General features: G+C 51.6%; 26 protein-coding genes. 17 read left to right on the top strand and 9 right to left on the bottom strand.

Annotation, left to right across the window (positions count from 1 at the left end; all coding sequences use genetic code 11):
• The first annotated feature begins 8 nt into the window (after positions 1-8).
• From rseP to tilS, 13 genes are all read left to right on the top strand, one after another.
• The gene (gene rseP, locus LG381_RS00130; protein ID WP_000948224.1) at positions 9-1361 is read left to right on the top strand and encodes a sigma E protease regulator RseP; all 1353 of its coding nucleotides are present in this window, start codon (positions 9-11) and stop codon (positions 1359-1361) included.
• A 29-nt stretch (positions 1362-1390) separates the two neighbouring features.
• On the top strand, positions 1391-3823 hold the full coding sequence (gene bamA, locus LG381_RS00125) for an outer membrane protein assembly factor BamA (protein ID WP_001240898.1): 2433 nt from the start codon (positions 1391-1393) through the stop codon (positions 3821-3823).
• 121 nt (positions 3824-3944) lie between these two features.
• A complete protein-coding gene (skp, locus tag LG381_RS00120; protein ID WP_000758956.1) occupies positions 3945-4430 on the top strand; it encodes a molecular chaperone Skp in 486 nt (161 codons plus the stop codon).
• Between the two features lie 3 nt (positions 4431-4433).
• Positions 4434-5459 carry a UDP-3-O-(3-hydroxymyristoyl)glucosamine N-acyltransferase gene (lpxD, locus tag LG381_RS00115; RefSeq protein WP_203053432.1) on the top strand — a complete coding sequence of 342 codons (1026 nt, stop codon included), beginning with the start codon at positions 4434-4436 and terminating at the stop codon, positions 5457-5459.
• A 104-nt stretch (positions 5460-5563) separates the two neighbouring features.
• Positions 5564-6019, top strand: coding sequence for a 3-hydroxyacyl-ACP dehydratase FabZ (gene fabZ / locus LG381_RS00110; protein WP_000210739.1), 456 nt, complete (start codon positions 5564-5566; stop codon positions 6017-6019).
• Between the two features lie 3 nt (positions 6020-6022).
• Positions 6023-6811: an acyl-ACP--UDP-N-acetylglucosamine O-acyltransferase gene (lpxA, locus tag LG381_RS00105; RefSeq protein WP_000565979.1), complete on the top strand. Its 789-nt coding sequence runs from the start codon at positions 6023-6025 to the stop codon at positions 6809-6811.
• The gene (gene lpxB / locus LG381_RS00100; protein WP_225761885.1) at positions 6811-7959 is read left to right on the top strand and encodes a lipid-A-disaccharide synthase; all 1149 of its coding nucleotides are present in this window, start codon (positions 6811-6813) and stop codon (positions 7957-7959) included. The genes lpxA and lpxB overlap by 1 nt, the downstream gene beginning before the upstream one ends.
• Positions 7956-8552, top strand: coding sequence for a ribonuclease HII (gene rnhB / locus LG381_RS00095; protein WP_000569438.1), 597 nt, complete (start codon positions 7956-7958; stop codon positions 8550-8552). Before lpxB ends, rnhB begins: the two co-directional genes overlap by 4 nt.
• A gap of 36 nt (positions 8553-8588) precedes the next feature.
• The gene (gene dnaE / locus LG381_RS00090) at positions 8589-12071 is read left to right on the top strand and encodes a DNA polymerase III subunit alpha (protein WP_225761884.1); all 3483 of its coding nucleotides are present in this window, start codon (positions 8589-8591) and stop codon (positions 12069-12071) included.
• A 12-nt stretch (positions 12072-12083) separates the two neighbouring features.
• Entirely contained in the window at positions 12084-13043 is a 960-nt protein-coding gene (gene accA, locus LG381_RS00085; RefSeq protein ID WP_000055746.1) for an acetyl-CoA carboxylase carboxyl transferase subunit alpha, read from the top strand.
• 221 nt (positions 13044-13264) lie between these two features.
• The gene (locus LG381_RS00080; protein ID WP_000644313.1) at positions 13265-13519 is read left to right on the top strand and encodes a DUF4282 domain-containing protein; all 255 of its coding nucleotides are present in this window, start codon (positions 13265-13267) and stop codon (positions 13517-13519) included.
• A gap of 164 nt (positions 13520-13683) precedes the next feature.
• The gene (locus LG381_RS00075; RefSeq protein WP_105290115.1) at positions 13684-14073 is read left to right on the top strand and encodes a VOC family protein; all 390 of its coding nucleotides are present in this window, start codon (positions 13684-13686) and stop codon (positions 14071-14073) included.
• Between the two features lie 64 nt (positions 14074-14137).
• Positions 14138-15484 (top strand): tRNA lysidine(34) synthetase TilS, encoded by a 1347-nt coding sequence (tilS, locus tag LG381_RS00070; RefSeq protein WP_225761883.1) that lies wholly within the window; start codon positions 14138-14140, stop codon positions 15482-15484.
• 1 nt (position 15485) lies between these two features.
• Here tilS and rof read toward each other — a convergent pair whose 3' ends face one another.
• Complete coding sequence (rof, locus tag LG381_RS00065) at positions 15486-15746, bottom strand: Rho-binding antiterminator (RefSeq protein WP_000062320.1); 261 nt, start codon at positions 15744-15746, stop codon at positions 15486-15488.
• Complete coding sequence (locus tag LG381_RS00060; RefSeq protein ID WP_000417058.1) at positions 15733-15933, bottom strand: YaeP family protein; 201 nt, start codon at positions 15931-15933, stop codon at positions 15733-15735. Before LG381_RS00060 ends, rof begins: the two co-directional genes overlap by 14 nt.
• Before the next feature lie 165 nt (positions 15934-16098).
• Here LG381_RS00060 and LG381_RS00055 point away from each other — a divergent pair, with 165 nt between their 5' ends.
• The 3 genes from LG381_RS00055 to nlpE are packed head-to-tail and all read left to right on the top strand — an operon-like array spanning position 16099 to position 17787.
• Entirely contained in the window at positions 16099-16644 is a 546-nt protein-coding gene (locus LG381_RS00055; RefSeq protein WP_001185297.1) for a YaeQ family protein, read from the top strand.
• The gene (arfB, locus tag LG381_RS00050) at positions 16641-17063 is read left to right on the top strand and encodes an alternative ribosome rescue aminoacyl-tRNA hydrolase ArfB (RefSeq protein WP_225761882.1); all 423 of its coding nucleotides are present in this window, start codon (positions 16641-16643) and stop codon (positions 17061-17063) included. The genes LG381_RS00055 and arfB overlap by 4 nt, the downstream gene beginning before the upstream one ends.
• A gap of 13 nt (positions 17064-17076) precedes the next feature.
• Positions 17077-17787, top strand: coding sequence for an envelope stress response activation lipoprotein NlpE (gene nlpE, locus LG381_RS00045; protein WP_225762962.1), 711 nt, complete (start codon positions 17077-17079; stop codon positions 17785-17787).
• Between the two features lie 29 nt (positions 17788-17816).
• On the opposite strand, the gene LG381_RS00040 is transcribed toward nlpE, so the two are convergent.
• From LG381_RS00040 to metN, 7 genes are all read right to left on the bottom strand, one after another.
• Positions 17817-18641, bottom strand: a complete 825-nt coding sequence (locus LG381_RS00040) for a YaeF family permuted papain-like enzyme (protein ID WP_222680645.1) — start codon at positions 18639-18641, stop codon at positions 17817-17819.
• A gap of 52 nt (positions 18642-18693) precedes the next feature.
• Positions 18694-20412 carry a proline--tRNA ligase gene (gene proS / locus LG381_RS00035; protein ID WP_001260712.1) on the bottom strand — a complete coding sequence of 573 codons (1719 nt, stop codon included), beginning with the start codon at positions 20410-20412 and terminating at the stop codon, positions 18694-18696.
• 110 nt (positions 20413-20522) lie between these two features.
• Positions 20523-21230 (bottom strand): tRNA (N6-threonylcarbamoyladenosine(37)-N6)-methyltransferase TrmO, encoded by a 708-nt coding sequence (gene tsaA / locus LG381_RS00030; RefSeq protein ID WP_032224505.1) that lies wholly within the window; start codon positions 21228-21230, stop codon positions 20523-20525.
• Entirely contained in the window at positions 21227-21631 is a 405-nt protein-coding gene (rcsF, locus tag LG381_RS00025; protein WP_001202329.1) for an Rcs stress response system protein RcsF, read from the bottom strand. The genes tsaA and rcsF overlap by 4 nt, the downstream gene beginning before the upstream one ends.
• A 117-nt stretch (positions 21632-21748) precedes the next feature.
• Positions 21749-22564 (bottom strand): methionine ABC transporter substrate-binding lipoprotein MetQ, encoded by an 816-nt coding sequence (gene metQ, locus LG381_RS00020; RefSeq protein ID WP_000874226.1) that lies wholly within the window; start codon positions 22562-22564, stop codon positions 21749-21751.
• A gap of 39 nt (positions 22565-22603) precedes the next feature.
• Positions 22604-23257, bottom strand: a complete 654-nt coding sequence (locus tag LG381_RS00015) for a methionine ABC transporter permease MetI (RefSeq protein WP_001294600.1) — start codon at positions 23255-23257, stop codon at positions 22604-22606.
• On the bottom strand, positions 23250-24281 hold the full coding sequence (gene metN / locus LG381_RS00010; protein WP_000594012.1) for a methionine ABC transporter ATP-binding protein MetN: 1032 nt from the start codon (positions 24279-24281) through the stop codon (positions 23250-23252). Before metN ends, LG381_RS00015 begins: the two co-directional genes overlap by 8 nt.
• A 187-nt stretch (positions 24282-24468) precedes the next feature.
• Between metN and gmhB the strand changes: the two genes are divergently transcribed.
• The gene (gene gmhB, locus LG381_RS00005; protein WP_032224508.1) at positions 24469-25041 is read left to right on the top strand and encodes a D-glycero-beta-D-manno-heptose 1,7-bisphosphate 7-phosphatase; all 573 of its coding nucleotides are present in this window, start codon (positions 24469-24471) and stop codon (positions 25039-25041) included.
• Positions 25042-25461: the final 420 nt, after the last annotated feature.

Genomic DNA, 25461 nt, shown 5'->3' with positions numbered 1-25461 from the left:
AAGGTATTATGCTGAGTTTTCTCTGGGATTTGGCTTCGTTCATCGTTGCATTGGGTGTACTCATCACCGTGCATGAATTTGGTCATTTCTGGGTTGCCCGGCGTTGCGGTGTTCGCGTTGAGCGTTTCTCTATAGGTTTTGGTAAGGCGCTCTGGCGCCGAACTGATAAGCTAGGCACCGAATATGTCATCGCCCTGATCCCTTTGGGCGGTTATGTCAAAATGCTGGATGAGCGTGCTGAACCGGTTGTTCCGGAGCTTCGCCACCATGCCTTCAATAATAAATCTGTTGGCCAACGTGCGGCGATCATTGCCGCAGGTCCGGTTGCAAACTTCATTTTTGCTATCTTTGCTTACTGGCTGGTTTTTATCATTGGTGTGCCTGGTGTACGTCCGGTGGTTGGCGAAATAGCAGCCAATTCGATAGCTGCGCAAGCACAAATTGCACCAGGAACGGAACTAAAAGCCGTAGATGGTATCGAAACGCCTGATTGGGATGCCGTGCGTTTGCAGTTGGTCGATAAAATAGGTGATGAAAGCACCACCATTACGGTAGCGCCATTTGGTAGCGACCAACGGCGGGATGTAAAGCTCGATTTACGTCAGTGGGCGTTTGAGCCTGATAAAGAAGATCCAGTATCTTCTTTGGGGATTCGTCCCCGTGGGCCGCAAATTGAACCTGTAGTGGAAAATGTGCAGCCAAATTCGGCGGCAAACAAGGCGGGTTTGCAAGCAGGCGACAGGATCGTTAAAGTCGATGGTCAGCCATTAACGCAATGGGTGACCTTTGTGTTGCTTGTCCGGGATAATCCGGGTAAATCCTTAGCGTTGGAAATCGAAAGGCAGGGGAGTCCCTTGTCTTTGACATTAATCCCGGAGAGTAAACCGGGTAATGGTAAGGCGATTGGTTTTGTCGGTATTGAGCCGAAAGTCATTCCTCTGCCAGATGAGTATAAAGTTGTACGCCAGTATGGGCCGTTCAACGCCATCGTCGAAGCTACGGACAAAACGTGGCAGTTGATGAAGCTGACGGTCAGTATGCTGGGAAAATTGATCACCGGTGATGTGAAACTGAACAACCTCAGTGGGCCGATCTCTATCGCCAAGGGGGCTGGGATGACAGCGGAACTCGGGGTTGTTTATTATCTACCGTTTCTTGCGCTTATTAGCGTGAACTTAGGGATAATTAACCTGTTTCCGTTGCCCGTACTTGACGGGGGGCATCTGCTGTTCCTTGCGATCGAAAAGATCAAGGGCGGACCGGTATCCGAGCGGGTTCAAGACTTTTGTTATCGCATTGGCTCGATTCTGCTGGTGCTGTTAATGGGGCTTGCACTTTTCAATGATTTCTCTCGGTTATGAGAGTTAGTTAGGAAGAACGCATAATAACGATGGCGATGAAAAAGTTGCTCATAGCGTCGCTGCTGTTTAGCAGCGCCACCGTATACGGTGCTGAAGGGTTCGTAGTGAAAGATATTCATTTCGAAGGCCTTCAGCGTGTCGCCGTTGGTGCGGCCCTCCTCAGTATGCCGGTGCGCACAGGCGACACGGTTAATGATGAAGATATCAGTAATACCATTCGCGCTCTGTTTGCTACCGGCAACTTTGAGGATGTTCGTGTCCTTCGTGATGGTGATACCCTTCTGGTTCAGGTAAAAGAACGTCCGACCATTGCCAGCATCACTTTCTCCGGTAACAAATCGGTGAAAGATGACATGCTGAAGCAAAACCTCGAGGCTTCTGGCGTGCGTGTGGGCGAATCTCTTGATCGCACCACCATTGCTGATATCGAAAAAGGTCTGGAAGACTTCTACTATAGCGTCGGTAAATATAGCGCCAGCGTTAAAGCTGTCGTGACCCCGCTGCCGCGCAACCGTGTTGACCTAAAACTGGTGTTCCAGGAAGGTGTGTCAGCTGAAATCCAGCAAATTAACATTGTTGGTAACCATGCTTTCACCACCGACGAACTGATCTCTCATTTCCAACTGCGTGACGAAGTACCGTGGTGGAACGTGGTAGGCGATCGTAAATACCAGAAACAGAAACTGGCGGGCGACCTTGAAACCCTGCGCAGCTATTATCTGGATCGCGGTTATGCCCGTTTCAACATCGACTCGACCCAGGTCAGTCTGACGCCAGATAAAAAAGGTATTTACGTCACGGTGAACATCACCGAAGGCGATCAGTACAAGCTTTCTGGGGTTGAAGTGAGCGGTAACCTTGCCGGGCACTCCGCTGAAATTGAGCAGCTAACTAAGATCGAGCCGGGCGAGCTGTATAACGGCACCAAAGTGACCAAAATGGAAGATGACATTAAAAAGCTTCTCGGTCGCTATGGTTATGCCTATCCGCGCGTACAGTCGATGCCTGAAATTAACGATGCTGACAAAACCGTTAAATTACGTGTGAACGTTGATGCGGGTAACCGTTTCTATGTGCGTAAGATCCGTTTTGAAGGTAACGATACCTCGAAAGATGCCGTCCTGCGTCGCGAAATGCGTCAGATGGAAGGTGCATGGCTGGGTAGCGATCTGGTCGATCAGGGTAAGGAGCGTCTGAATCGTCTGGGCTTCTTTGAAACGGTCGATACCGATACCCAACGTGTTCCGGGTAGCCCGGACCAGGTTGATGTAGTCTACAAGGTGAAAGAACGTAACACCGGTAGCTTCAACTTCGGTATTGGTTACGGTACTGAAAGTGGCGTGAGCTTCCAGGCTGGCGTGCAACAGGATAACTGGTTAGGTACGGGTTATGCCGTTGGTATCAACGGAACCAAAAACGATTACCAGACCTATGCTGAATTGTCGGTAACCAACCCGTACTTCACCGTAGATGGCGTAAGCCTCGGTGGTCGTCTCTTCTATAATGACTTCCAGGCAGATGACGCCGACCTGTCCGACTATACCAACAAGAGTTATGGTACAGACGTGACGTTGGGCTTCCCGATCAACGAATACAACTCGCTGCGAGCAGGTCTGGGTTATGTACATAACTCCCTGTCCAACATGCAGCCGCAGGTTGCGATGTGGCGTTATCTGTACTCTATGGGTGAACATCCGAGCACCTCTGATCAGGATAACAGCTTCAAAACGGACGACTTCACGTTCAACTATGGTTGGACCTATAACAAGCTTGACCGTGGTTATTTCCCGACAGATGGTTCACGTGTCAACCTGACCGGTAAAGTGACCATTCCGGGATCGGATAACGAATACTACAAAGTGACGTTAGACACGGCGACCTATGTACCGATCGACGACGATCACAAATGGGTTGTTCTGGGTCGTACCCGCTGGGGTTATGGTGATGGTTTAGGCGGCAAAGAGATGCCGTTCTACGAGAACTTCTATGCCGGTGGTTCCAGCACCGTGCGTGGCTTCCAGTCCAACACCATCGGTCCAAAAGCGGTTTACTTCCCGCATCAGGCCAGTAATTATGACCCAGACTATGATTACGAATGTGCGACTCAGGACGGCGCGAAAGACCTGTGTAAATCGGATGATGCTGTAGGCGGTAACGCCATGGCAGTTGCCAGCCTCGAACTCATCACCCCGACGCCGTTCATTAGCGACAAGTATGCTAACTCTGTTCGTACTTCCTTCTTCTGGGATATGGGCACCGTTTGGGATACAAACTGGGATTCCAGCCAATATTCTGGATATCCGGACTATAGTGATCCAAGCAATATCCGTATGTCTGCGGGTATCGCATTACAATGGATGTCCCCATTGGGGCCGTTGGTGTTCTCCTACGCCCAGCCGTTCAAAAAGTACGATGGAGACAAGGCAGAACAGTTCCAGTTTAACATTGGTAAAACTTGGTAAGTGTTCTCCACAAAGGAATGTAGTGGTAGTGTAGCGATGACTTTAGGCGATCAATATAAGATCGCCGGGCCACGCAAAGAACTGCACCCTCCGGTGCAAATGGGATGGTAAGGAGTTTATTGTGAAAAAGTGGTTATTAGCTGCAGGTCTCGGTTTAGCACTGGCAACTTCTGCTCAGGCGGCTGACAAAATTGCAATCGTCAATATGGGCAGCCTGTTCCAGCAGGTAGCACAGAAAACCGGTGTTTCTAACACGCTGGAAAATGAGTTCAAAGGCCGCGCCAGCGAACTGCAGCGTATGGAAACCGACCTGCAAGCTAAAATGAAAAAGCTGCAGTCTATGAAAGCCGGTAGTGATCGTACTAAGCTGGAAAAAGACGTGATGGCTCAGCGCCAGACTTTTGCTCAGAAAGCGCAGGCTTTTGAACAAGATCGCGCACGTCGTTCCAACGAAGAACGCGGCAAACTGGTTACTCGTATCCAGACTGCTGTGAAATCCGTTGCCAACAGCCAGGATATCGACCTGGTTGTTGATGCAAACGCCGTTGCTTACAACAGCAGCGATGTAAAAGACATCACTGCCGACGTACTGAAACAGGTTAAATAAGTAATGCCTTCAATTCGACTGGCTGATTTAGCGCAGCAGTTGGATGCAGAACTACACGGTGATGGCGATATCGTCATCACCGGCGTTGCGTCCATGCAATCTGCACAAACAGGTCACATCACGTTCATGGTTAACCCAAAATACCGTGAGCATTTAGGCTTGTGCCAGGCGTCTGCGGTTGTCATGACCCAGGACGATCTTCCTTTCGCGAAAAGTGCCGCGCTGGTAGTGAAGAATCCCTACCTGACTTACGCGCGCATGGCGCAAATTTTAGATACCACGCCACAGCCCGCGCAGAACATTGCACCCAGTGCAGTGATCGATGCAACGGCGAAGCTGGGTAACAACGTCTCAATTGGTGCTAACGCGGTGATTGAGTCCGGCGTTGAGCTGGGCGATAACGTGATTATCGGTGCCGGTTGCTTCGTTGGTAAAAATAGCAAAATCGGCGCAGGTTCGCGCCTTTGGGCGAACGTAACCATTTACCACGAGATCCTGATCGGTCAGAATTGCCTGATTCAATCCGGAACGGTGGTAGGTGCGGACGGCTTTGGCTATGCCAACGATCGTGGTAACTGGGTGAAGATCCCTCAGATTGGTCGCGTGATTATTGGCGATCGCGTGGAGATCGGCGCCTGTACTACCATCGATCGCGGTGCGCTGGATGACACCATTATCGGCAATGGCGTGATCATTGATAACCAGTGCCAGATTGCACATAACGTCGTGATTGGCGACAATACGGCGGTTGCCGGTGGCGTCATTATGGCGGGCAGCCTGAAAATTGGTCGTTACTGCATGATCGGCGGTGCCAGCGTAATCAACGGGCATATGGAAATATGCGATAAAGTGACGGTTACGGGCATGGGGATGGTGATGCGTCCCATCACTGAACCTGGCGTCTATTCCTCAGGCATTCCGCTGCAACCCAACAAAGTCTGGCGCAAAACCGCTGCACTGGTGATGAACATTGATGATATGAGCAAGCGTCTGAAATCGCTTGAGCGCAAGGTTAATCAACAAGACTAACGTTCCATCTTTTGTTCGCCAAACTTTACGGCCTGTCTCATTCTTACGATTGCGGCAGGCCGTGTTATTATTGTCGTTTCTTATATTTTGACAGGAAGAGTATCTTGACTACTAACACTCATACTCTGCAGATTGAAGAGATTTTAGAACTTCTGCCGCACCGTTTCCCGTTCTTATTGGTGGATCGCGTGCTGGATTTTGAAGAAGGTCGTTTTCTGCGCGCAGTAAAAAATGTCTCTGTCAATGAGCCATTCTTCCAGGGCCATTTCCCTGGAAAACCGATTTTCCCGGGTGTGCTGATTCTGGAAGCAATGGCACAGGCAACAGGTATTCTGGCGTTTAAAAGCGTAGGAAAACTGGAACCGGGTGAGCTGTACTACTTCGCTGGTATTGACGAAGCGCGCTTTAAGCGCCCGGTCGTGCCAGGCGATCAAATGATCATGGAAGTCACTTTCGAAAAAACGCGCCGTGGCCTGACCCGCTTTAAAGGGGTTGCTCTGGTCGACGGTAAAGTAGTTTGCGAAGCAACGATGATGTGTGCTCGTAGCCGGGAGGCCTGATACGTGATTGATAAATCCGCCTTTGTGCATCCAACCGCCATTGTGGAAGAGGGCGCGTCGATTGGTGCCAACGTTCACATTGGTCCTTTTTGTATCGTTGGACCCCATGTTGAAATTGGTGAGGGGACCGTACTGAAATCTCACGTTGTCGTGAATGGCCATACTAAAATTGGTCGCGACAATGAGATTTATCAGTTCGCCTCCATCGGCGAAGTTAACCAGGATCTGAAATATGCTGGTGAACCGACCCGTGTGGAAATCGGCGATCGTAACCGCATTCGCGAAAGCGTCACCATTCATCGTGGCACAGTCCAGGGCGGTGGATTGACGAAGGTGGGCAGCGACAACTTACTGATGATCAATGCGCACATTGCGCACGATTGTACGGTAGGTAACCGCTGTATTCTCGCCAACAACGCAACGCTGGCGGGGCACGTATCGGTAGATGACTTCGCGATCATCGGCGGCATGACTGCAGTCCATCAGTTCTGCATCATTGGTGCGCACGTGATGGTTGGCGGTTGCTCCGGTGTGGCGCAGGACGTCCCTCCTTATGTCATTGCGCAGGGTAACCACGCAACGCCGTTCGGTGTCAATATCGAAGGGCTGAAGCGTCGCGGTTTTAGCCGTGAGGCGATTACTGCTATCCGCAATGCGTATAAGCTGATTTATCGCAGCGGTAAAACGCTCGATGAAGTGAAACCGGAAATTGCTGAACTGGCGGAAACATATCCGGAAGTGAAAGCGTTTACCGATTTCTTTGCACGCTCAACGCGCGGTCTGATTCGTTAATGACTAAACAGCGTCCATTAACGATTGCCCTGGTCGCCGGAGAAACCTCCGGCGATATCCTGGGAGCCGGTTTAATCTGCGCTCTGAAAGAACGTGTGCCCAACGCCCGCTTTGTTGGTGTTGCCGGGCCACGAATGCAGGCTGAAGGCTGCGAAGCCTGGTACGAAATGGAAGAATTGGCGGTGATGGGCATTGTTGAAGTGCTCGGTCGTCTGCGTCGCTTACTGCATATTCGTGCCGATTTGACAAAGCGTTTTGGTGAACTGAAGCCAGATGTTTTTGTCGGCATTGATGCGCCTGATTTCAACATTACCCTCGAAGGTAACCTCAAAAAGCAGGGTATCAAAACCATTCATTACGTCAGTCCGTCCGTGTGGGCGTGGCGACAGAAACGCGTTTTCAAAATAGGCAGAGCCACCGATCTGGTGCTCGCATTTCTGCCTTTCGAAAAAGCGTTTTATGACAAATACAACGTGCCGTGTCGTTTTATCGGTCACACCATGGCTGATGCCATGCCGTTAGATCCAGATAAAAACGCCGCCCGTGATGTGTTGGGGATCCCCCACGATGCCCACTGCCTGGCGTTGCTGCCTGGCAGTCGTGGCGCGGAAGTTGAGATGCTTAGTGCCGATTTCCTGAAAACGGCTCAGCTTTTGCGCCAAACATATCCCGATCTTGAGATTGTGGTGCCGCTGGTGAATGCCAAACGCCGCGAGCAGTTTGAACGCATCAAAGCTGAAGTTGCGCCAGACCTTGCTGTTCATCTCTTAGATGGATTGGGGCGTGAGGCGATGGTGGCAAGCGATGCGGCGCTACTGGCGTCGGGTACGGCAGCACTGGAGTGTATGCTGGCAAAATGCCCGATGGTGGTGGGATATCGCATGAAGCCTTTCACCTTCTGGCTGGCGAAGCGACTGGTGAAAACTGATTATGTCTCTCTACCCAATTTGCTGGCGGGCAGAGAGTTAGTCAAAGAGTTATTGCAGGAAGAGTGTGAGCCGCAAAAACTGGCAGAGGCGTTGTTACCGCTGTTGGCGAACGGGAAAACCAGCCACGCGATGCACGACACCTTCCGCGAACTGCATCAGCAGATCCGCTGCAATGCCGATGAGCAGGCGGCACAAGCCGTTCTGGAGTTAGCACAATGATCGAATTTGTTTATCCGCACACGCAGCTCGTTGCGGGTGTGGATGAAGTCGGACGTGGGCCGTTGGTTGGCGCGGTTGTCACCGCTGCCGTAATCCTCGACCCGGCGCGCCCGATTGTCGGGCTGAATGATTCCAAAAAGCTGAGCGAAAAACGCCGTCTGGCGTTGTATGAAGAGATTAAAGAGAAAGCGTTAAGCTGGAGTCTGGGTCGCGCTGAACCTCATGAAATCGACGAACTGAATATTCTACACGCGACCATGCTGGCGATGCAGCGTGCGGTTGCGGGGCTGCATATCGTCCCGGAATATGTGTTGATTGATGGCAACCGCTGTCCGAAATTACCGATGCCGTCGATGGCTGTAGTTAAAGGCGACAGCCGCGTGCCGGAAATCAGTGCGGCGTCTATTCTGGCGAAAGTCACGCGTGACGCTGAAATGGCGGCGCTGGACATCGTTTATCCACAATATGGCTTTGCCCAACACAAAGGGTATCCAACAGCTTTTCATCTTGAAAAACTGGCTGAACACGGCGCGACCGAACACCATCGGCGCAGCTTTGGCCCTGTCAAACGCGCACTGGGACTTGCGTCCTGATTCTTGTGTCGAGATTAAGTAAACCGGAATCTGAAGATGTCTGAACCACGTTTCGTTCACCTGCGGGTGCACAGCGACTACTCGATGATCGATGGCCTGGCAAAAACCGCGCCGCTGGTAAAAAAGGCGGCGGCGTTGGGTATGCCTGCTCTGGCGATCACCGATTTCACCAACCTTTGCGGTCTGGTGAAGTTCTACGGAGCGGGACATGGCGCGGGGATTAAGCCCATCGTCGGGGCAGATTTTAATGTCCAGTGCGACCTGCTGGGTGATGAGTTAACCCACCTGACGGTACTGGCGGCGAACAATACCGGCTATCAGAATCTGACGTTGCTGATCTCAAAAGCGTATCAGCGCGGGTACGGTGCCGCCGGGCCGATCATCGATCGCGACTGGCTTATCGAATTAAACGAAGGGTTGATCCTTCTTTCCGGTGGGCGCATGGGCGATGTCGGACGCAGCCTTTTGCGTGGTAACAGCACGCTGGTAGATGAGTGCGTTGCGTTTTATGAAAAACACTTCCCGGATCGCTATTTTCTCGAACTGATCCGCACCGGCAGGCCGGACGAAGAAAGCTATCTGCACGCGGCGGTAGAACTGGCGGAAGCGCGCGGTTTGCCCGTCGTGGCGACCAACGACGTTCGCTTTATCGACAGCAGCGACTTTGACGCGCATGAAATCCGCGTCGCTATCCACGACGGCTTTACCCTGGATGATCCTAAACGCCCGCGTAACTATTCGCCGCAGCAATATATGCGTAGCGAAGAGGAGATGTGCGAGCTGTTTGCCGACATCCCCGAAGCCCTTGCCAACACCGTTGAGATCGCCAAACGCTGTAACGTAACTGTGCGTCTTGGTGAATACTTCCTGCCACAGTTCCCGACCGGGGACATGAGCACCGAAGATTATCTGGTCAAGCGCGCAAAAGAAGGGCTGGAAGAGCGTCTGGCATTTTTATTCCCTGACGAGGAAGAGCGTCTTAAGCGTCGCCCGGAATATGACGAACGTCTGGATACTGAACTTCAGGTTATCAACCAGATGGGCTTCCCGGGCTACTTCCTCATCGTTATGGAATTTATCCAGTGGTCGAAAGATAACGGCGTACCGGTAGGGCCAGGCCGTGGCTCCGGTGCGGGTTCTCTGGTGGCTTATGCGCTGAAAATCACCGACCTCGATCCACTGGAATTTGACCTGCTGTTCGAACGTTTCCTTAACCCGGAACGTGTCTCCATGCCTGACTTTGACGTTGACTTCTGTATGGAGAAACGCGACCAGGTTATCGAACACGTGGCGGACATGTATGGTCGTGATGCGGTATCGCAGATTATCACCTTCGGTACGATGGCGGCAAAAGCGGTGATCCGCGACGTAGGTCGCGTGCTAGGGCATCCATATGGCTTTGTCGATCGTATCTCGAAACTGATCCCGCCCGATCCGGGGATGACGCTGGCGAAAGCGTTTGAAGCTGAACCGCAACTGCCAGAAATCTACGAAGCGGATGAAGAAGTTAAGGCGCTCATCGACATGGCGCGCAAGCTGGAAGGGGTCACCCGTAACGCTGGTAAACACGCCGGTGGGGTGGTTATCGCGCCGACCAAAATTACTGATTTTGCGCCGCTTTATTGCGATGAAGAGGGCAAACATCCGGTCACCCAGTTTGATAAAAGCGACGTTGAATACGCCGGGCTGGTGAAGTTCGACTTCCTCGGTTTGCGTACGCTCACCATCATCAACTGGGCGCTGGAGATGATCAACAAGCGGCGGGCGAAGAATGGCGAGCCGCCGCTGGATATCGCCGCGATCCCGCTGGATGACAAGAAAAGCTTCGACATGCTGCAACGCTCGGAAACCACGGCGGTATTCCAGCTTGAATCGCGCGGCATGAAGGACCTGATCAAGCGTCTGCAACCTGACTGCTTCGAAGATATGATCGCACTGGTGGCACTGTTCCGCCCCGGCCCGTTGCAATCAGGGATGGTGGATAACTTTATCGACCGTAAACATGGTCGCGAAGAAATCTCCTATCCGGACGTACAGTGGCAGCATGAAAGCCTGAAACCGGTACTGGAGCCAACCTACGGCATCATCCTGTATCAGGAACAGGTCATGCAGATTGCGCAGGTGCTTTCTGGTTATACCCTCGGTGGCGCGGATATGCTGCGCCGTGCGATGGGTAAGAAAAAGCCGGAAGAGATGGCTAAGCAGCGTTCTGTATTTGCTGAAGGTGCAGAAAAGAACGGAATCAACGCCGAACTGGCGATGAAAATCTTCGACCTGGTGGAGAAATTCGCTGGTTACGGATTTAACAAATCGCACTCCGCAGCCTATGCTTTGGTGTCATATCAAACGTTATGGCTGAAGGCGCATTATCCGGCGGAGTTTATGGCGGCGGTAATGACCGCCGATATGGACAACACCGAGAAGGTGGTTGGCCTGGTGGATGAGTGCTGGCGGATGGGGCTGAAAATCCTGCCACCAGATATAAACTCCGGTCTTTACCATTTCCACGTCAACGACGACGGCGAAATCGTGTATGGTATTGGCGCGATCAAAGGGGTCGGTGAAGGTCCGATTGAGGCCATCATCGAAGCCCGTAACAAAGGCGGCTACTTCCGCGAGCTGTTTGATCTCTGCGCCCGTACCGACACGAAAAAGTTGAACCGGCGGGTGCTGGAAAAACTGATCATGTCCGGGGCGTTTGACCGTCTGGGGCCACACCGTGCGGCGCTGATGAACTCGCTGGGCGATGCGTTAAAAGCGGCAGATCAACACGCGAAAGCAGAAGCCATCGGCCAGGCCGATATGTTTGGCGTACTGGCGGAAGAGCCTGAGCAAATTGAACAATCCTACGCCAGCTGCCAACCGTGGCCGGAGCAGGTGGTGTTAGATGGGGAACGTGAAACGTTAGGTCTGTACCTGACGGGACACCCTATCAACCAGTATTTAAAAGAGATTGAGCGTTATGTCGGAGGCGTAAGGCTGAAAGACATGCACCCGACAGAACGTGGTAAAGTCACCACGGCTGCGGGGCTCGTTATTGCCGCGCGGGTTATGGTCACCAAGCGCGGCAATCGTATCGGTATCTGCACGCTGGATGACCGTTCCGGGCGCCTGGAAGTCATGTTGTTTACTGACGCCCTGGATAAATACCAGCAATTGCTGGAAAAAGACCGCATACTTATCGTCAGCGGACAGGTCAGCTTTGATGACTTCAGCGGTGGGCTTAAAATGACCGCTCGCGAAGTGATGGATATTGACGAAGCCCGGGAAAAATATGCTCGCGGGCTTGCTATCTCGCTGACGGACAGGCAAATTGATGACCAGCTTTTAAACCGACTCCGTCAGTCTCTGGAACCCCACCGCTCTGGGACAATTCCAGTACATCTCTACTATCAGAGGGCGGATGCACGTGCGCGGTTGCGTTTTGGCGCGACGTGGCGTGTCTCTCCGAGCGATCGTTTATTAAACGATCTCCGTGGCCTCATTGGTTCGGAGCAGGTGGAACTGGAGTTTGACTAATACAGGAATACTATGAGTCTGAATTTCCTTGATTTTGAACAGCCGATTGCAGAGCTGGAAGCGAAAATCGATTCTCTGACTGCGGTTAGCCGCCAGGATGAGAAACTGGATATTAACATCGATGAAGAAGTGCATCGTCTGCGTGAAAAAAGCGTAGAACTGACGCGTAAAATCTTCGCCGATCTCGGTGCATGGCAAATTGCGCAACTGGCTCGCCATCCACAGCGTCCTTATACCCTGGATTACGTTCGCCTGGCATTTGATGAATTTGACGAACTGGCAGGTGACCGCGCGTATGCAGATGACAAAGCTATCGTCGGTGGCATCGCACGTCTTGATGGTCGTCCGGTGATGATTATTGGTCACCAGAAAGGTCGTGAAACCAAAGAGAAAATTCGCCGTAATTTTGGTATGCCAGCGCCAGAAGGTTACCGCAAAGCACTGCGTCTGATGCAAATGGCTGAACGCTTTAAGATGCCAATCATCACCTTTATCGACACACCGGGGGCATATCCGGGCGTGGGCGCAGAAGAGCGTGGTCAGTCAGAAGCCATCGCACGCAACCTGCGTGAAATGTCTCGCCTGAGCGTACCGACTATTTGTACCGTTATTGGTGAAGGTGGTTCTGGCGGCGCGCTGGCGATTGGCGTGGGCGATAAAGTGAATATGCTGCAATACAGCACCTATTCTGTTATCTCGCCGGAAGGTTGTGCGTCCATTCTGTGGAAGAGCGCCGATAAAGCGCCGCTGGCGGCTGAAGCGATGGGCATCATCGCTCCGCGTCTGAAAGAACTGAAATTGATCGACTCCATCATCCCGGAACCGCTGGGCGGCGCTCACCGTAACCCGGAAGCGATGGCGGCGTCTTTGAAAGCGCAACTGCTGGCGGATCTGGCCGATCTCGACGTGTTAAGCACTGAAGATTTAAAAAATCGTCGTTATCAGCGCCTGATGAGCTACGGCTACGCGTAATCAGCAAATGTTCTGAAAAGGGTCACTTCGGTGACCTTTTTTGTATGTAGTTTATTTAGTCATATTATAAATACATTTAGATAATCTCACTTTCATTTTCCCCATCCCAAAAATTCTTGAACTCATGTTGATAACTCCGATTTCGGAGGCATATACCAATATACACAGTGGTTAAAAATAATATAAATTTATCAGGCTCATAGAATTTTTAAGGATAAAATATGAAAGCAATTTTAGGATTTGATCGTCTTCTTATGCCGCGTGTGCTGGTGTTTTTTTACTGGCTGGCTATGGTGCTGACACTGATAGGCGGTGTCTTCTCCATATTTAGCGGAAACTTTCTCTTAGGGTTAGCTTATACCGTCATTGGTCTTATAAGCTGTCGTATGACTTTCGAATTAATTATGATAGCGTTTAAGAATAACGAATATTTGCGCCGCATTGCTGAGAGTGTTAGCAAGAATAGCGCAGAGTAATCTCCCGTAAAACGCTTCACCAAACCGCATCTCAACCGCTATTACAGGCGTTTGAGATGTTGTTTTAAAGTCAGTGTAAATGTCTGATTCATCTTTCCTGCAATTTATGCGTATTATCAATATATCGCGATGCACGTGCGTATCATATCAATGCAGGAGATTCTATGTTGGGTTTAAAACAGGTTCACCATATTGCGATTATTGCGACGGATTATGCGGTGAGCAAAGCTTTCTACTGCGATATTCTCGGCTTCACGCTGCAAAGCGAAGTCTATCGTGAAGAGCGCGATTCGTGGAAAGGGGATTTGGCGCTTAACGGGCAATATGTGATTGAACTTTTCTCATTTCCGTTCCCGCCGGAGCGCCCCAGCCGACCGGAAGCCTGCGGCTTGCGGCATCTGGCGTTTAGTGTTGATGATATCGATGTGGCAGTGGCGCACCTTGAAAGCCATAACGTGAAGTGTGAAGCCATACGTGTCGATCCATACACGCAAAAACGGTTCACCTTCTTTAACGATCCTGACGGGCTGCCGCTGGAACTGTATGAGCAGTAAGGCTTGTCATTGCCGCATTTGCCCGGTAACGTGCCGGGCAACGACCTTGTAGATTTCCACCATCATGACACTCACGCTCAATAGACAACTTCTCACCTCCCGCCAGATTTTGGTGGCCTTTAGCGGCGGGCTTGACTCCACCGTTCTGCTGCATCAGTTGGTGCAGTGGCGGGCGGAAAATCCAGGCGTCACTCTACGCGCTATCCATGTGCATCACGGTTTAAGTGCCAATGCCGATGCCTGGGTTACGCATTGCGAGAACATCTGCCAGCATTGGCAGGTGCCGCTGGTGGTCGAGCGCGTACAACTTGCGCAAGAGGGGCTAGGCATTGAGGCCCAGGCGCGGCAGGCGCGTTATCAGGCATTTACCCGTACACTTCTGCCTGGCGAAGTGCTGGTTACCGCGCAGCATCTTGACGATCAATGTGAAACCTTTCTGCTGGCGCTAAAACGCGGTAGCGGCCCTGCCGGGCTTTCGGCTATGGGGGAAGTCTCCGATTTTGCCGGAACGCGGCTTATCCGCCCGTTGCTCGCTCGCACGCGGGGAGAACTGGAGCTGTGGGCCCGTGAGCATGATTTACGCTGGATTGAAGACGAAAGTAATCAGGACGACTCATACGATCGTAACTTCCTGCGTCTGCGCGTGGTGCCGTTATTGCAGCAGCGTTGGCCGCATTTTACCGAAGCAACGGCTCGCAGCGCCGCACTTTGCGCTGAACAAGAGAGCCTGTTAGATGAACTGCTGGCGGATGATTTAGCGCACTGTCAAACGCCGCAGGGGACGTTGCAGATTGCGCCAATGATGACGATGAGCGACGCCCGTCGAGCGGCGATTATCCGCCGCTGGCTGGCAGGGCAGAATGCTCCGATGCCTTCCCGCGACGCGCTGGTGCGGATCTGGAAGGAAGTGGCGCTGGCGCGAGAAGATGCTTCTCCTTGCTTGCGATTTGGTGCGTTTGAAATACGTCGCTATCAGTCGCAATTGTGGTGGATTAAATCCGTTGCCGGACAAAGCGAAACGGTTGTGCCGTGGCAGGCGTGGCAACAGCCGCTGGAATTACCGGCAAGTCTGGGAAGTGTGCAACTTATTGCGGGTGGAGATATTCGCCCTCCGCGTGCAGACGAAGCGGTCAGCGTGCGTTTTAAAGCGCCAGGATTGCTGCATATTGTCGGGCGCAACGGCGGGCGCAAGCTAAAGAAAATCTGGCAGGAGCTGGGCGTGCCGCCGTGGCTACGTGACACCACGCCACTACTGTTTTATGGCGAAACGCTGATTGCGGCGGCGGGGATTTTTGTGACGCAAGACGGTGTGGCTGAAGATGAGAATGGCGTAAGTTTTGTCTGGCAGAGAAACGCTTGGTTAAGTGAAAGCCGGATAAGACGTATCAAACGTCGCATCCGGCAAAAGTGAATCAGGACTCGCTCACCACCACCGTACCGATTTCCGGATGGCTAAAGCTGGTAATTTTATCCAGACGCAGCTCGCGGGTTTCGCCAGCGGCTTCGACGACCAGATACTCCACATTTTTGCGGGAGACTAAATCGCTGGCCTTCCCCTGCAATTTTTCGCCATCTTTCATCTCAAGTGTCAGCATTAAATGATGCTGGCAGGCGAGCTCAAGATTATCGTAATCATCACAATTGATTGGTTGATACGTATCATTCATTGACATAATCGCTCACCAGTAAGTTTGCCGCAGCGTATGCTGCTTTTTCCCTGACAGCCTCAGAAAGGGCGTCGTCGGCAGCCATTTCATTCAGCACTTTCAAAACGCAGCCCAGCGCGTCCGGAACGTATCCTAAGTCTCCGCTGGCGATTTCCGCGTACCGCTTGCGTATTAACTCACAATATTTTTCCACATGCCCTCCTGTCAGCACTCTGACTTAACCGTGGATGCAAGTCTAAGCCTACGAAGATAAACTCTGTTTCGCAAGGTGACTATACCACACTCATTTCTGCAATATCAGCGCCGCAACTGCACGTATTCCGTTACAATGGCCTCCTGATTCGAAAGGAGTTTTCTTATGGCGCTTAAAGCGACAATTTATAAAGCGACGGTTAATGTGGCCGATCTCGACCGCAACCAGTTTCTCGATGCCTCTCTGACGCTGGCGCGCCATCCTTCAGAAACCCAGGAGCGTATGATGCTGCGCCTGCTGGCGTGGCTGAAATATGCCGATGAACGTCTGCAATTTACCCGTGGCTTGTGTGCCGATGATGAGCCGGAAGCGTGGCTGCGTAACGATCACCTGGGCATTGATTTGTGGATTGAGCTGGGGCTGCCGGATGAGCGGCGGGTTAAGAAAGCCTGCACCCAGGCCGCAGAAGTGGCGCTGTTTGCCTATAATAGTCGGGCGGCGCAAATCTGGTGGCAGCAAAATCAGAGCAAATGCGCGCAGTTTGCCAATCTTTCCGTCTGGTATCTGGATGACGAGCAACTGGCGAAAGTAAGCGCCTTTGCCGATCGTACCATGACGCTGCAGGCAACAATTCAGGATGGCGTGATCTGGTTATCGGATGATAAGAATAATCTGGAAGTGAACTTAACCGCCTGGCAACAACCTTCATGATTGTGATTTCCCGACATATTGCTATTCCTGATGGTGAGCTTGAGATCACCGCCATTCGTGCGCAGGGCGCGGGCGGGCAGCATGTTAATAAGACCTCAACGGCTATTCATCTGCGTTTTGACATTCGGGCGTCCAGCCTGTCAGAGTATTACAAAGAGCGCCTGCTCGCCGCCAGCCATCATCTGATTAGCAGCGATGGGGTGATAGTCATTAAGGCACAGGAATACCGCAGCCAGGAGCTGAACCGCGAAGCGGCGCTGGCCCGGCTGGTGACAGTGATTAAAGAATTAACAACAGAACAAAAAGCCCGGCGACCGACACGACCTACCCGCGCATCGAAAGAGCGCAGGTTGGCATCGAAAGCACAAAAATCAAGCGTGAAGGCGATGCGTGGCAAAGTGCGCAGCGGTCGGGAATAAAAAGAAGGAATGGATGGTGAAAAAAGCGATTGTGACAGCGATGGCTGTAATCAGCCTCTTTACACTGATGGGATGTAATAATCGGGCCGAAGTCGATACGCTTTCCCCGGCGCAGGCTGCCGAACTGAAACCGATGCCGCAAAGTTGGCGCGGCGTGCTGCCGTGTGCCGATTGCGAAGGAATCGAAACCTCTCTGTTCCTCGAAAAAGATGGAACCTGGGTGATGAATGAGCGTTATCTCGGTGCTCGTGAAGAACCTTCCTCCTTCGCTTCCTACGGTACATGGGCGCGAACCGCTGACAAGCTGGTATTAACCGACAGCAAAGGTGAAAAGTCATATTATCGGGCGAAAGGGGATGCGCTGGAGATGCTCGATCGTGAAGGTAATCCAATTGAGTCGCAGTTCAACTACACGCTGGAACCTGCAAAGTCCAGCCTCCCCATGACACCGATGACTCTGCGTGGCATGTATTTTTATATGGCTGATGCGGCGACCTTTACTGATTGCGCGACTGGAAAACGTTTCATGGTGGCGAATAACGCAGAGCTGGAACGTGGCTACCTGGCTGCTCGCGGTAACAGTGAAAAACCCGTGTTACTGTCTGTAGAAGGTCACTTTACGCTTGAGGCTAACCCGGATACCGGTGCGCCGACCAAAGTATTCGCGCCCGATACGGCAGGGAAATTTTACCCAAACCAGGATTGCAGTAGTTTGGGGCAGTAATTGAAAGCCGGAGCATTCTCCGGCTTTCATCACTGAGTCAGCCCAACAAAGCGACCCGCCTTGATATAAATCCCAGGCTTCAGGTGTCCAACATACTGTAACTGCGTTTCTGGCTTAAACGCAGAGACATCGCCAGTACGCATATGCATCAGATCGGCAGGGCTAATCCAGCCCGATTGCGCCAGCGTAAGCGGATGCCCGGCTTTGGCAAATGCATCAGTGACAAATTCTGAACAAAACCACGACTTTTTGTCTCCTTCGCCCACACCGCTTAACTGCGCTTTTGCCAGCCCGCTGATGCACTGTTGCCGAAAATCTGTGGAAAAAGGATTTAGTGAGCACATCTGGCGAGTCACCATAAACGGAATGAACTCGACAATGCCACGATAGTTGTAACCGCTGTCTTTGATTTTATTGGCGAAAGCGGTGATTTCTGTGGCTTGTTGCGGGGTAAGATCCGGGACTCGTAAGACGAAAAGCTTATCACTGTGCTTCATGGCTTTTTTAAGGGGAACAATCTGGACGCCATCTCCAGTCGCTTCTGCAACGTTATTTTCACCCAAATATATTGCAACGTGACTTACAGAGGAAGTGCTGAAGACGCGGATACCAAATGAGGTTACCCCAAGGCTTGAGGAGAACAGCAAATCGCCGGGTTTAAGGTCAGGCTCGGTTATTTCTTTTATTGATTGTTCGGTGAAAGAGCTTTGATGCTGGAATTTGACTGCCCATGTTTTCGCCTCGGCATCCACCGCTGTTGCTGATGAGTCTGGCTGGCTGATATCAACGGTACAGGCCGAAAGTAAAAGAAAGAAGGGGAGAAGCAGGCGGCAGTACGCCTTTGGTTTATCCATTTTATACAATCCATGTAAAAAAGGGCCCTGAAATTCAGGACCCTTTCTGGCATCAGCCTTTAATCTGTTTCACCAGATATTCGACGATGTCACCAGTCTTAATTAACTGTTTCTCGCCGTTACGACGATATTTGTATTCGATATCGTCGTTGTCGAGGTTACGGTCGCCAAGCACAATAGTGTGCGGAATACCGATCAGTTCCATATCAGCAAACATCACGCCCGGACGCTCTTTACGGTCATCCAGAAGCACTTCGATGCCCTGCGCGCGCAGTTCGCTGTACAGTTTCTCAGCAAGCTCCTGTACGCGGAAGGATTTGTGCATGTTCATCGGCAGAATTGCGACCTGGAACGGCGCGATAGCGTCAGGCCATACGATGCCGCGTTCGTCGTAGTTCTGCTCAATTGCCGCAGCGACTACGCGCGTTACCCCGATACCGTAGCAACCCATAGTCAGAATTTGGTTACGCCCATCTTCGCCCTGTACGGAGGCTTTCAGTGCTTCGGAGTACTTAGTACCCAGCTGGAAGATGTGACCGACTTCGATACCACGTTTGATCAGCAGCGTACCCTGACCATCCGGGCTTGGATCGCCAGCCACTACATTACGAATATCAGCAACTTCCGGGGTAGCAACATCGCGATCCCAGTTGATACCGAAGTAGTGTTTGCCATCAATGTTAGCACCGGCAGCAAAATCACTCATCGCCGCAACGGTACGGTCAATCACCACCGGAATCGGCATGTTTACCGGACCCAGTGAACCCGGACCGGCTTTAACCACGGCACGAATTTCTTCTTCGGTCGCGAAAGTCAGCGGGCTGGCAACCTGTGGCAGTTTTTCTGCTTTAACTTCGTTCAGCTCGTGGTCACCACGCACCAGCAGCGCAACCAGCGGGAAGCTACTGCCTTCAACCGCTTTAACCAACAGAGTCTTAACCGTTTTCTCAATCGGCAGATTGAACTGTTCAACCAGTTCAGCGATGGTTTTCGCGTTAGGCGTATCAACCAGCGTCATTTCCTGGGTAGCAGCAGCGCGCGGTTCTTTCGGCGCGATAGCTTCTGCCAGTTCAATGTTCGCTGCATAGTCAGAGGTATCGGAGAAGACCACATCGTCTTCACCGCTCTGCGCCAGCACCTGGAATTCGTGAGAGGCGCTGCCGCCGATAGAACCAGTGTCGGCCTGTACGGCGCGGAAATCCAGCCCCATGCGGCTGAAGATTTTGCTGTAGGCCGCATACATTGCATCGTAGGTTTCCTGCAGGGATTCCTGAGAAGTATGGAAAGAGTAAGCATCTTTCATCAGGAATTCGCGGGAGCGCATGACGCCGAAACGCGGACGCACTTCGTCGCGGAACTTGGTCTGGATCTGATAGAAGTTCAGCGGCAGCTGTTTGTAAGAGCTAAGCTCGTTACGAATCAGGTCAGTGATCACTTCTTCATGAGTTGGGCCGAGTACGAACGGACGCTCGCCACGGTCAACAAAACGCAGCAGTTCCGGACCGTACTGTTCCCAACGACCACTCTCTTGCCACAAATCGGCTGGCTGAACCACCGGCATCGACACCTCGATCGCACCGGCGTTGTTCATCTCTTCACGCACGATGTTTTCGACTTTTTTCAGAACGCGCACGCCGGTCGGCAGCCAGGTATATAACCCGGAGGCCAGCTTGCGGATCATCCCGGCGCGTAGCATCAGCTGATGGCTGATCACCTCGGCGTCGGCAGGTGTCTCCTTGAGAGTGGAGAGCAGGTATTGGCTAGTACGCATGTTGTTACGGTTCCAGTTGGAAGGTAGAACAGGCTCAAGGTGAGCCTGGGACAAAAAAAGTGATTTAGTTTACCAGTGCAGGAGAAATGTCAAAAGAGAAGGGCGTGAATTTAACGCGGTTCCAGCGCAAAGACTTCAAAACCTGCGTCGGTGACGCGCCAGCGAACATTAAAATCATGCAGCCAGACGGCATAGGTTTTGCCCGTTTCCTCACCTTTACGATAGGCCGGACGCGGATCCTGCGCCAGTACTTCGCGGATAAACAGCGTTAACTGCGGATAACGCTTCTCCAGCATCAATAGTTGCTTTTCAACATCTGCGGTAAAGGTCACAGACATCTCTGCCGTTGGCGCACTTTGCGCATAGCTGGCACTGGCATCGGGAAGCGATTCGGCAAAGGGGAGATACGGTTTGATATCCACCACTGGCGTACCATCAACCAGATCCAGGCTACCGAGCTTCAGAATCACGCTGTCTTTATGGCAAACAACCTCTTTCAGTTCTACCAGCGACATACCAATTGGGTTAGGGCGGAAAGTAGAGCGTGTGGCGAAAACGCCCATTCTGGCGTTACCGCCGAGGCGCGGAGGGCGTACAGTCGGACGCCAGCCGCCTTCCATCGTTTGATGAAAGACGAAAAGGATCCATAAATGGCTGAATGCTTCCAGGCCGCGCACGGCGTCGGCCTGGTTGTAGGGAGCAATGAGATGCAGTTCGCCGTTGACGCTTTTTACCAGACCTGGCTGGCGCGGAACGGCGAATTTTTCTTTATAGGGCGAGCGAATAACGCCTATTTGCTCAAACTGGAAACTGCTCATTTTGCCGTAATGTTAAGCGCAGAACCGATACATACAGCCTGACGGTAGCAGCCTGGCGTACCGCTGGTGACTTCACAGCTATGCAGTAAAACAGCATTGGCTTTCATTTTGGAGGCATTGATCTGCATCCGCTTACGCGCGGTTGGAATGCTCGGTGGAGAGTCCTGATTAGAGGCCTGGCAAGAGTCGCCACTGACTTCACCGAGATCGCGGAACGGTTTGCCGACTAATTCTTCTGCATTGGTATAAATTCGGACCGGCGTGGCGCGCGGTGCTTTCGGTTTTGCAGGCTCCGCTTTCGGCTGGGGTGCAGTGCTTTGAACGGGTTCGACAGGGGATCTGCTTAACATGGAACAGCCGCTTAGCATGAGTGCTACTAAACAGATCGGTAAAGCACGCATAGTATTTCCTCAATGTATGATCAAAACGTCAATATTGAATCAGGCGCTTGTAAAAATGACAAGACGGGCAAGCGCCCGTCCTGAATGATATTACAAATTGTGGAAACAGCCTAAATATTACCAGCCTTTAACAGCGCCGCCGTTAAACACTTTGTTTGCCGCTTCGTACACTTCATCAGATTGATAAGCCTGCACGAATTTCTTCACGTTCTCTGCGTCTTTGTTGTCTTCACGAGTTACGATCAGGTTAACGTACGGGGACTCTTTGTCTTCTACAAAGATGCCGTCTTTCGCCGGAGTCAGGCCAATCTGGCTGGCATAGGTGGTGTTGATAACTGCCAGAGCGATTTGCGCGTCGTCCAGAGAACGCGGCAGTTGCGGTGCTTCCAGTTCAACAATTTTCAGGTTTTTTGGGTTCTCAACAACATCAAGAACGGTCGGCAGCAGGCCAACGCCATCTTTCAGTTTGATCAAGCCCACTTTTTGCAGCAGCAGCAGTGAACGACCGAGGTTAGTCGGATCGTTTGGAACTGCAACCTGCGAACCATCCTGCAGTTCATCCAGCGATTTGATTTTCTTGGAGTAACCAGCAATTGGATAAACAAAAGTATTGCCTACAGCGACCAGTTTGTAGCCACGATCTTTCAGTTGCTGATCAAGGTACGGTTTGTGCTGGAAAGCGTTAGCGTCGATATCGCCTTTGCTCAATGCTTCGTTTGGCAGAACATAGTCGTTGAAGGTTACCAGCTCAACGTCCAGGCCATATTTGTCTTTCGCGACTTTCTGCGCGACTTCTGCAACCTGCTGTTCGGCACCGACAATCACGCCGACTTTAATGTGGTTCGGATCTTTTTCATCCTGGCCGCAGCCTACCAGTGCCAGTGATCCAATCAGGGCTCCCACTGCCGCAAAGGTTTTGAATTTGAACGCCATACCTTATTCCTTCTTCAATTATTTATGTTGTGTTGAACGTTACTTGCGAGTGACAGCCCGGACGATGCGGTCGCCTGCGAACTGAATTAAATAAACCAGAATGACCAGCAATACCAGTACCGTATTCATCACCGTCGCGTTATAGCCGATGTAGCCATACTGATAGCCAATCTGACCTAAACCACCGGCACCGACTGCACCACCCATCGCGGAATAACCGACCAGGGTAATCAGGGTGATAGTTGCCGCATTCACCAGACCCGGCAGCGCTTCCGGTAACAGCACCTTACGGACGATCTGCATCGGCGTGGCACCCATTGCGCGGGAAGCTTCAATTAACCCAGTTGGGATCTCCAGCAGAGCGTTCTCGACCATACGGGCAATAAACGGTGCTGCACCAACGGTTAACGGAACAATCGCTGCCTGCAAACCAATCGATGTACCGACAATAACGCGGGTAAACGGAATCATCCATACCAGTAAGATAATGAACGGGATGGAGCGGAAAATGTTCACAATCGCAGAAACAGTACGGTAAAGCTTCGCGTTAGCAATAATTTGCCCCGGACGCGTGACATAAAGCAGGACGCCAACCGGCAGACCAATCACAAAGCCAAAAAAACCGGATACGAAGGTCATTGCCAGCGTTTCCCATACGCCACGAACCAGCAGCCACATCATCGGCTCAGACATAACCCAGTACCTCTACTTTTACATGGTGTTCTTGCAGCCAGGCAATAGCGGCTTGCGTATCTTGTTGTGTGCCGTGCATTTCGGTCAGCATAATGCCGAACTTAACGCCACCGGCGTAATCCATCTGCGCGCTAATAATGTTGTTGTTGACGTTGAAACGACGCGCGGTTTCAGAAAGCAGCGGGGCATCGACCGACTGGCCGGTAAACTCCAGGCGCAGCATCGGCACACAGTCAGTAAATGGCTCCGCTTGCAGACGTTCCTGATAATCTTCCGGGATATCCAGATGCAGGGTTGACTGAATAAACTTCTGCGCCAGCGGCGTTTTCGGATGCGAGAACACTTCGCTTACCGTGTCTTGCTCGATCAGTTCGCCATTGCTGATGACTGCCACACAATCACAAATGCGCTTCACAACGTCCATTTCGTGGGTGATCAAAAGAATCGTCAAACCCAGACGGCGGTTGATGTCTTTTAGTAGTTCGAGAATAGAACGCGTGGTTGCCGGGTCCAGCGCGCTGGTGGCTTCATCGCACAGCAATACTTTGGGATTGCTGGCTAATGCACGGGCAATCGCCACACGTTGTTTCTGCCCACCGGAAAGATTCGACGGGTAGCTATCATGCTTATCGCCAAGACCAACCAATGACAGCAATTCCGTCACGCGACGTTTGATCTCGTCTTTCGGTGTATTGTCCAGCTCCAGCGGCAGAGCCACGTTGCCAAAAACAGTACGCGAAGAGAGCAGGTTAAAATGCTGGAAAATCATACCAATCTGGCGACGAGCTTTGGTCAACTCGGATTCTGACAGCGTGGTCAGTTCCTGGCCATCGACCAGCACGCTACCCTTGGTTGGGCGCTCCAACAGGTTTACACAACGTATAAGCGTACTCTTACCCGCGCCTGAGGCACCGATAACGCCATAAATTTGTCCAGCTGGCACATGCAGGCTGACGTTGTTCAACGCCTGGATGGTGCGGGTGCCCTGGTGGAACACTTTGGTGATATTCGAAAGTTTTATCATTGATTATTTATTATCGTCATTAAGTTAGTCGTGGCATTTCGAATGCCTGGAACGGGCAACGCCGTCAATGAAATGGATGTTAAGGCATCCAGACGTCTAAATCAATCAGGTTTATGCGAAGAGCACTTTCTTGCAGGTCGAAACATGCGATACTAGCGTCACATGCCTTATTAAGGAGCTATAAAAGGTGGCGAAGAGCGTACCCGCAATTTTTCTTGACCGTGATGGCACCATTAATGTCGATCACGGCTATGTCCATGAGATCGACAATTTTGAATTTATCGACGGTGTTATTGACGCCATGCGCGAGCTAAAAAAAATGGGCTTTGCGCTGGTGGTAGTAACCAACCAGTCTGGCATTGCTCGCGGTAAATTTACTGAAGCGCAGTTTGAAACGCTGACCGAGTGGATGGACTGGTCGCTGGCGGATCGAGATGTCGATCTGGATGGCATCTATTATTGCCCGCATCATCCGCAGGGTAGTGTTGAAGAGTTTCGCCAGGTCTGCGACTGCCGCAAACCACATCCTGGGATGCTTTTGTCGGCACGCGATTATTTGCATATTGATATGGCCGCTTCTTATATGGTGGGCGATAAATTAGAAGATATGCTGGCAGCGGCTGCGGCGAACGTGGGAACAAAAGTGCTGGTGCGTACGGGTAAACCTGTTACGCCTGAAGCAGAAAATGCAGCGGATTGGGTGTTAAATAGCCTGGCAGACCTGCCGCAAGCGATAAAAAAGCAGCAAAAACCGGCGTAATGATTAAAAGATGAGCGGTTGAAATAAAAATGCATTTTTCCGCTTGTCTTCCTGAGACGACTCCCTATAATGCGCCTCCATCGACACGGCGGATGTGAATCACTTCACACAAACAGCCGGTTCGGTTAAAGAGAAAAATCCTGAAATTCAGGGTTGACTCTGAAAGAGGAAAGCGTAATATACGCCACCTCGCGACAGTGAGCTGAAAGCCGCGTCGCAATTGCTCTTTAACAATTTATCAGACAATCTGTGTGGGCACTCGAAGATACGGATTCTTAACGTCGCAAGACGAAAAATGAATACCAAGTCTCAAGAGTGAACACGTAATTCATTACGAAGTTTAATTCTTTGAGCATCAAACTTTTAAATTGAAGAGTTTGATCATGGCTCAGATTGAACGCTGGCGGCAGGCCTAACACA

The organism is Escherichia sp. Marseille-Q3837 (assembly GCF_916618735.1).
Taxonomy (GTDB): domain Bacteria; phylum Pseudomonadota; class Gammaproteobacteria; order Enterobacterales; family Enterobacteriaceae; genus Escherichia; species Escherichia ruysiae.
The sequence above is the reverse complement of the archived record's forward strand: the minus strand, read 5'-3'. Positions and strand labels throughout refer to the sequence as shown.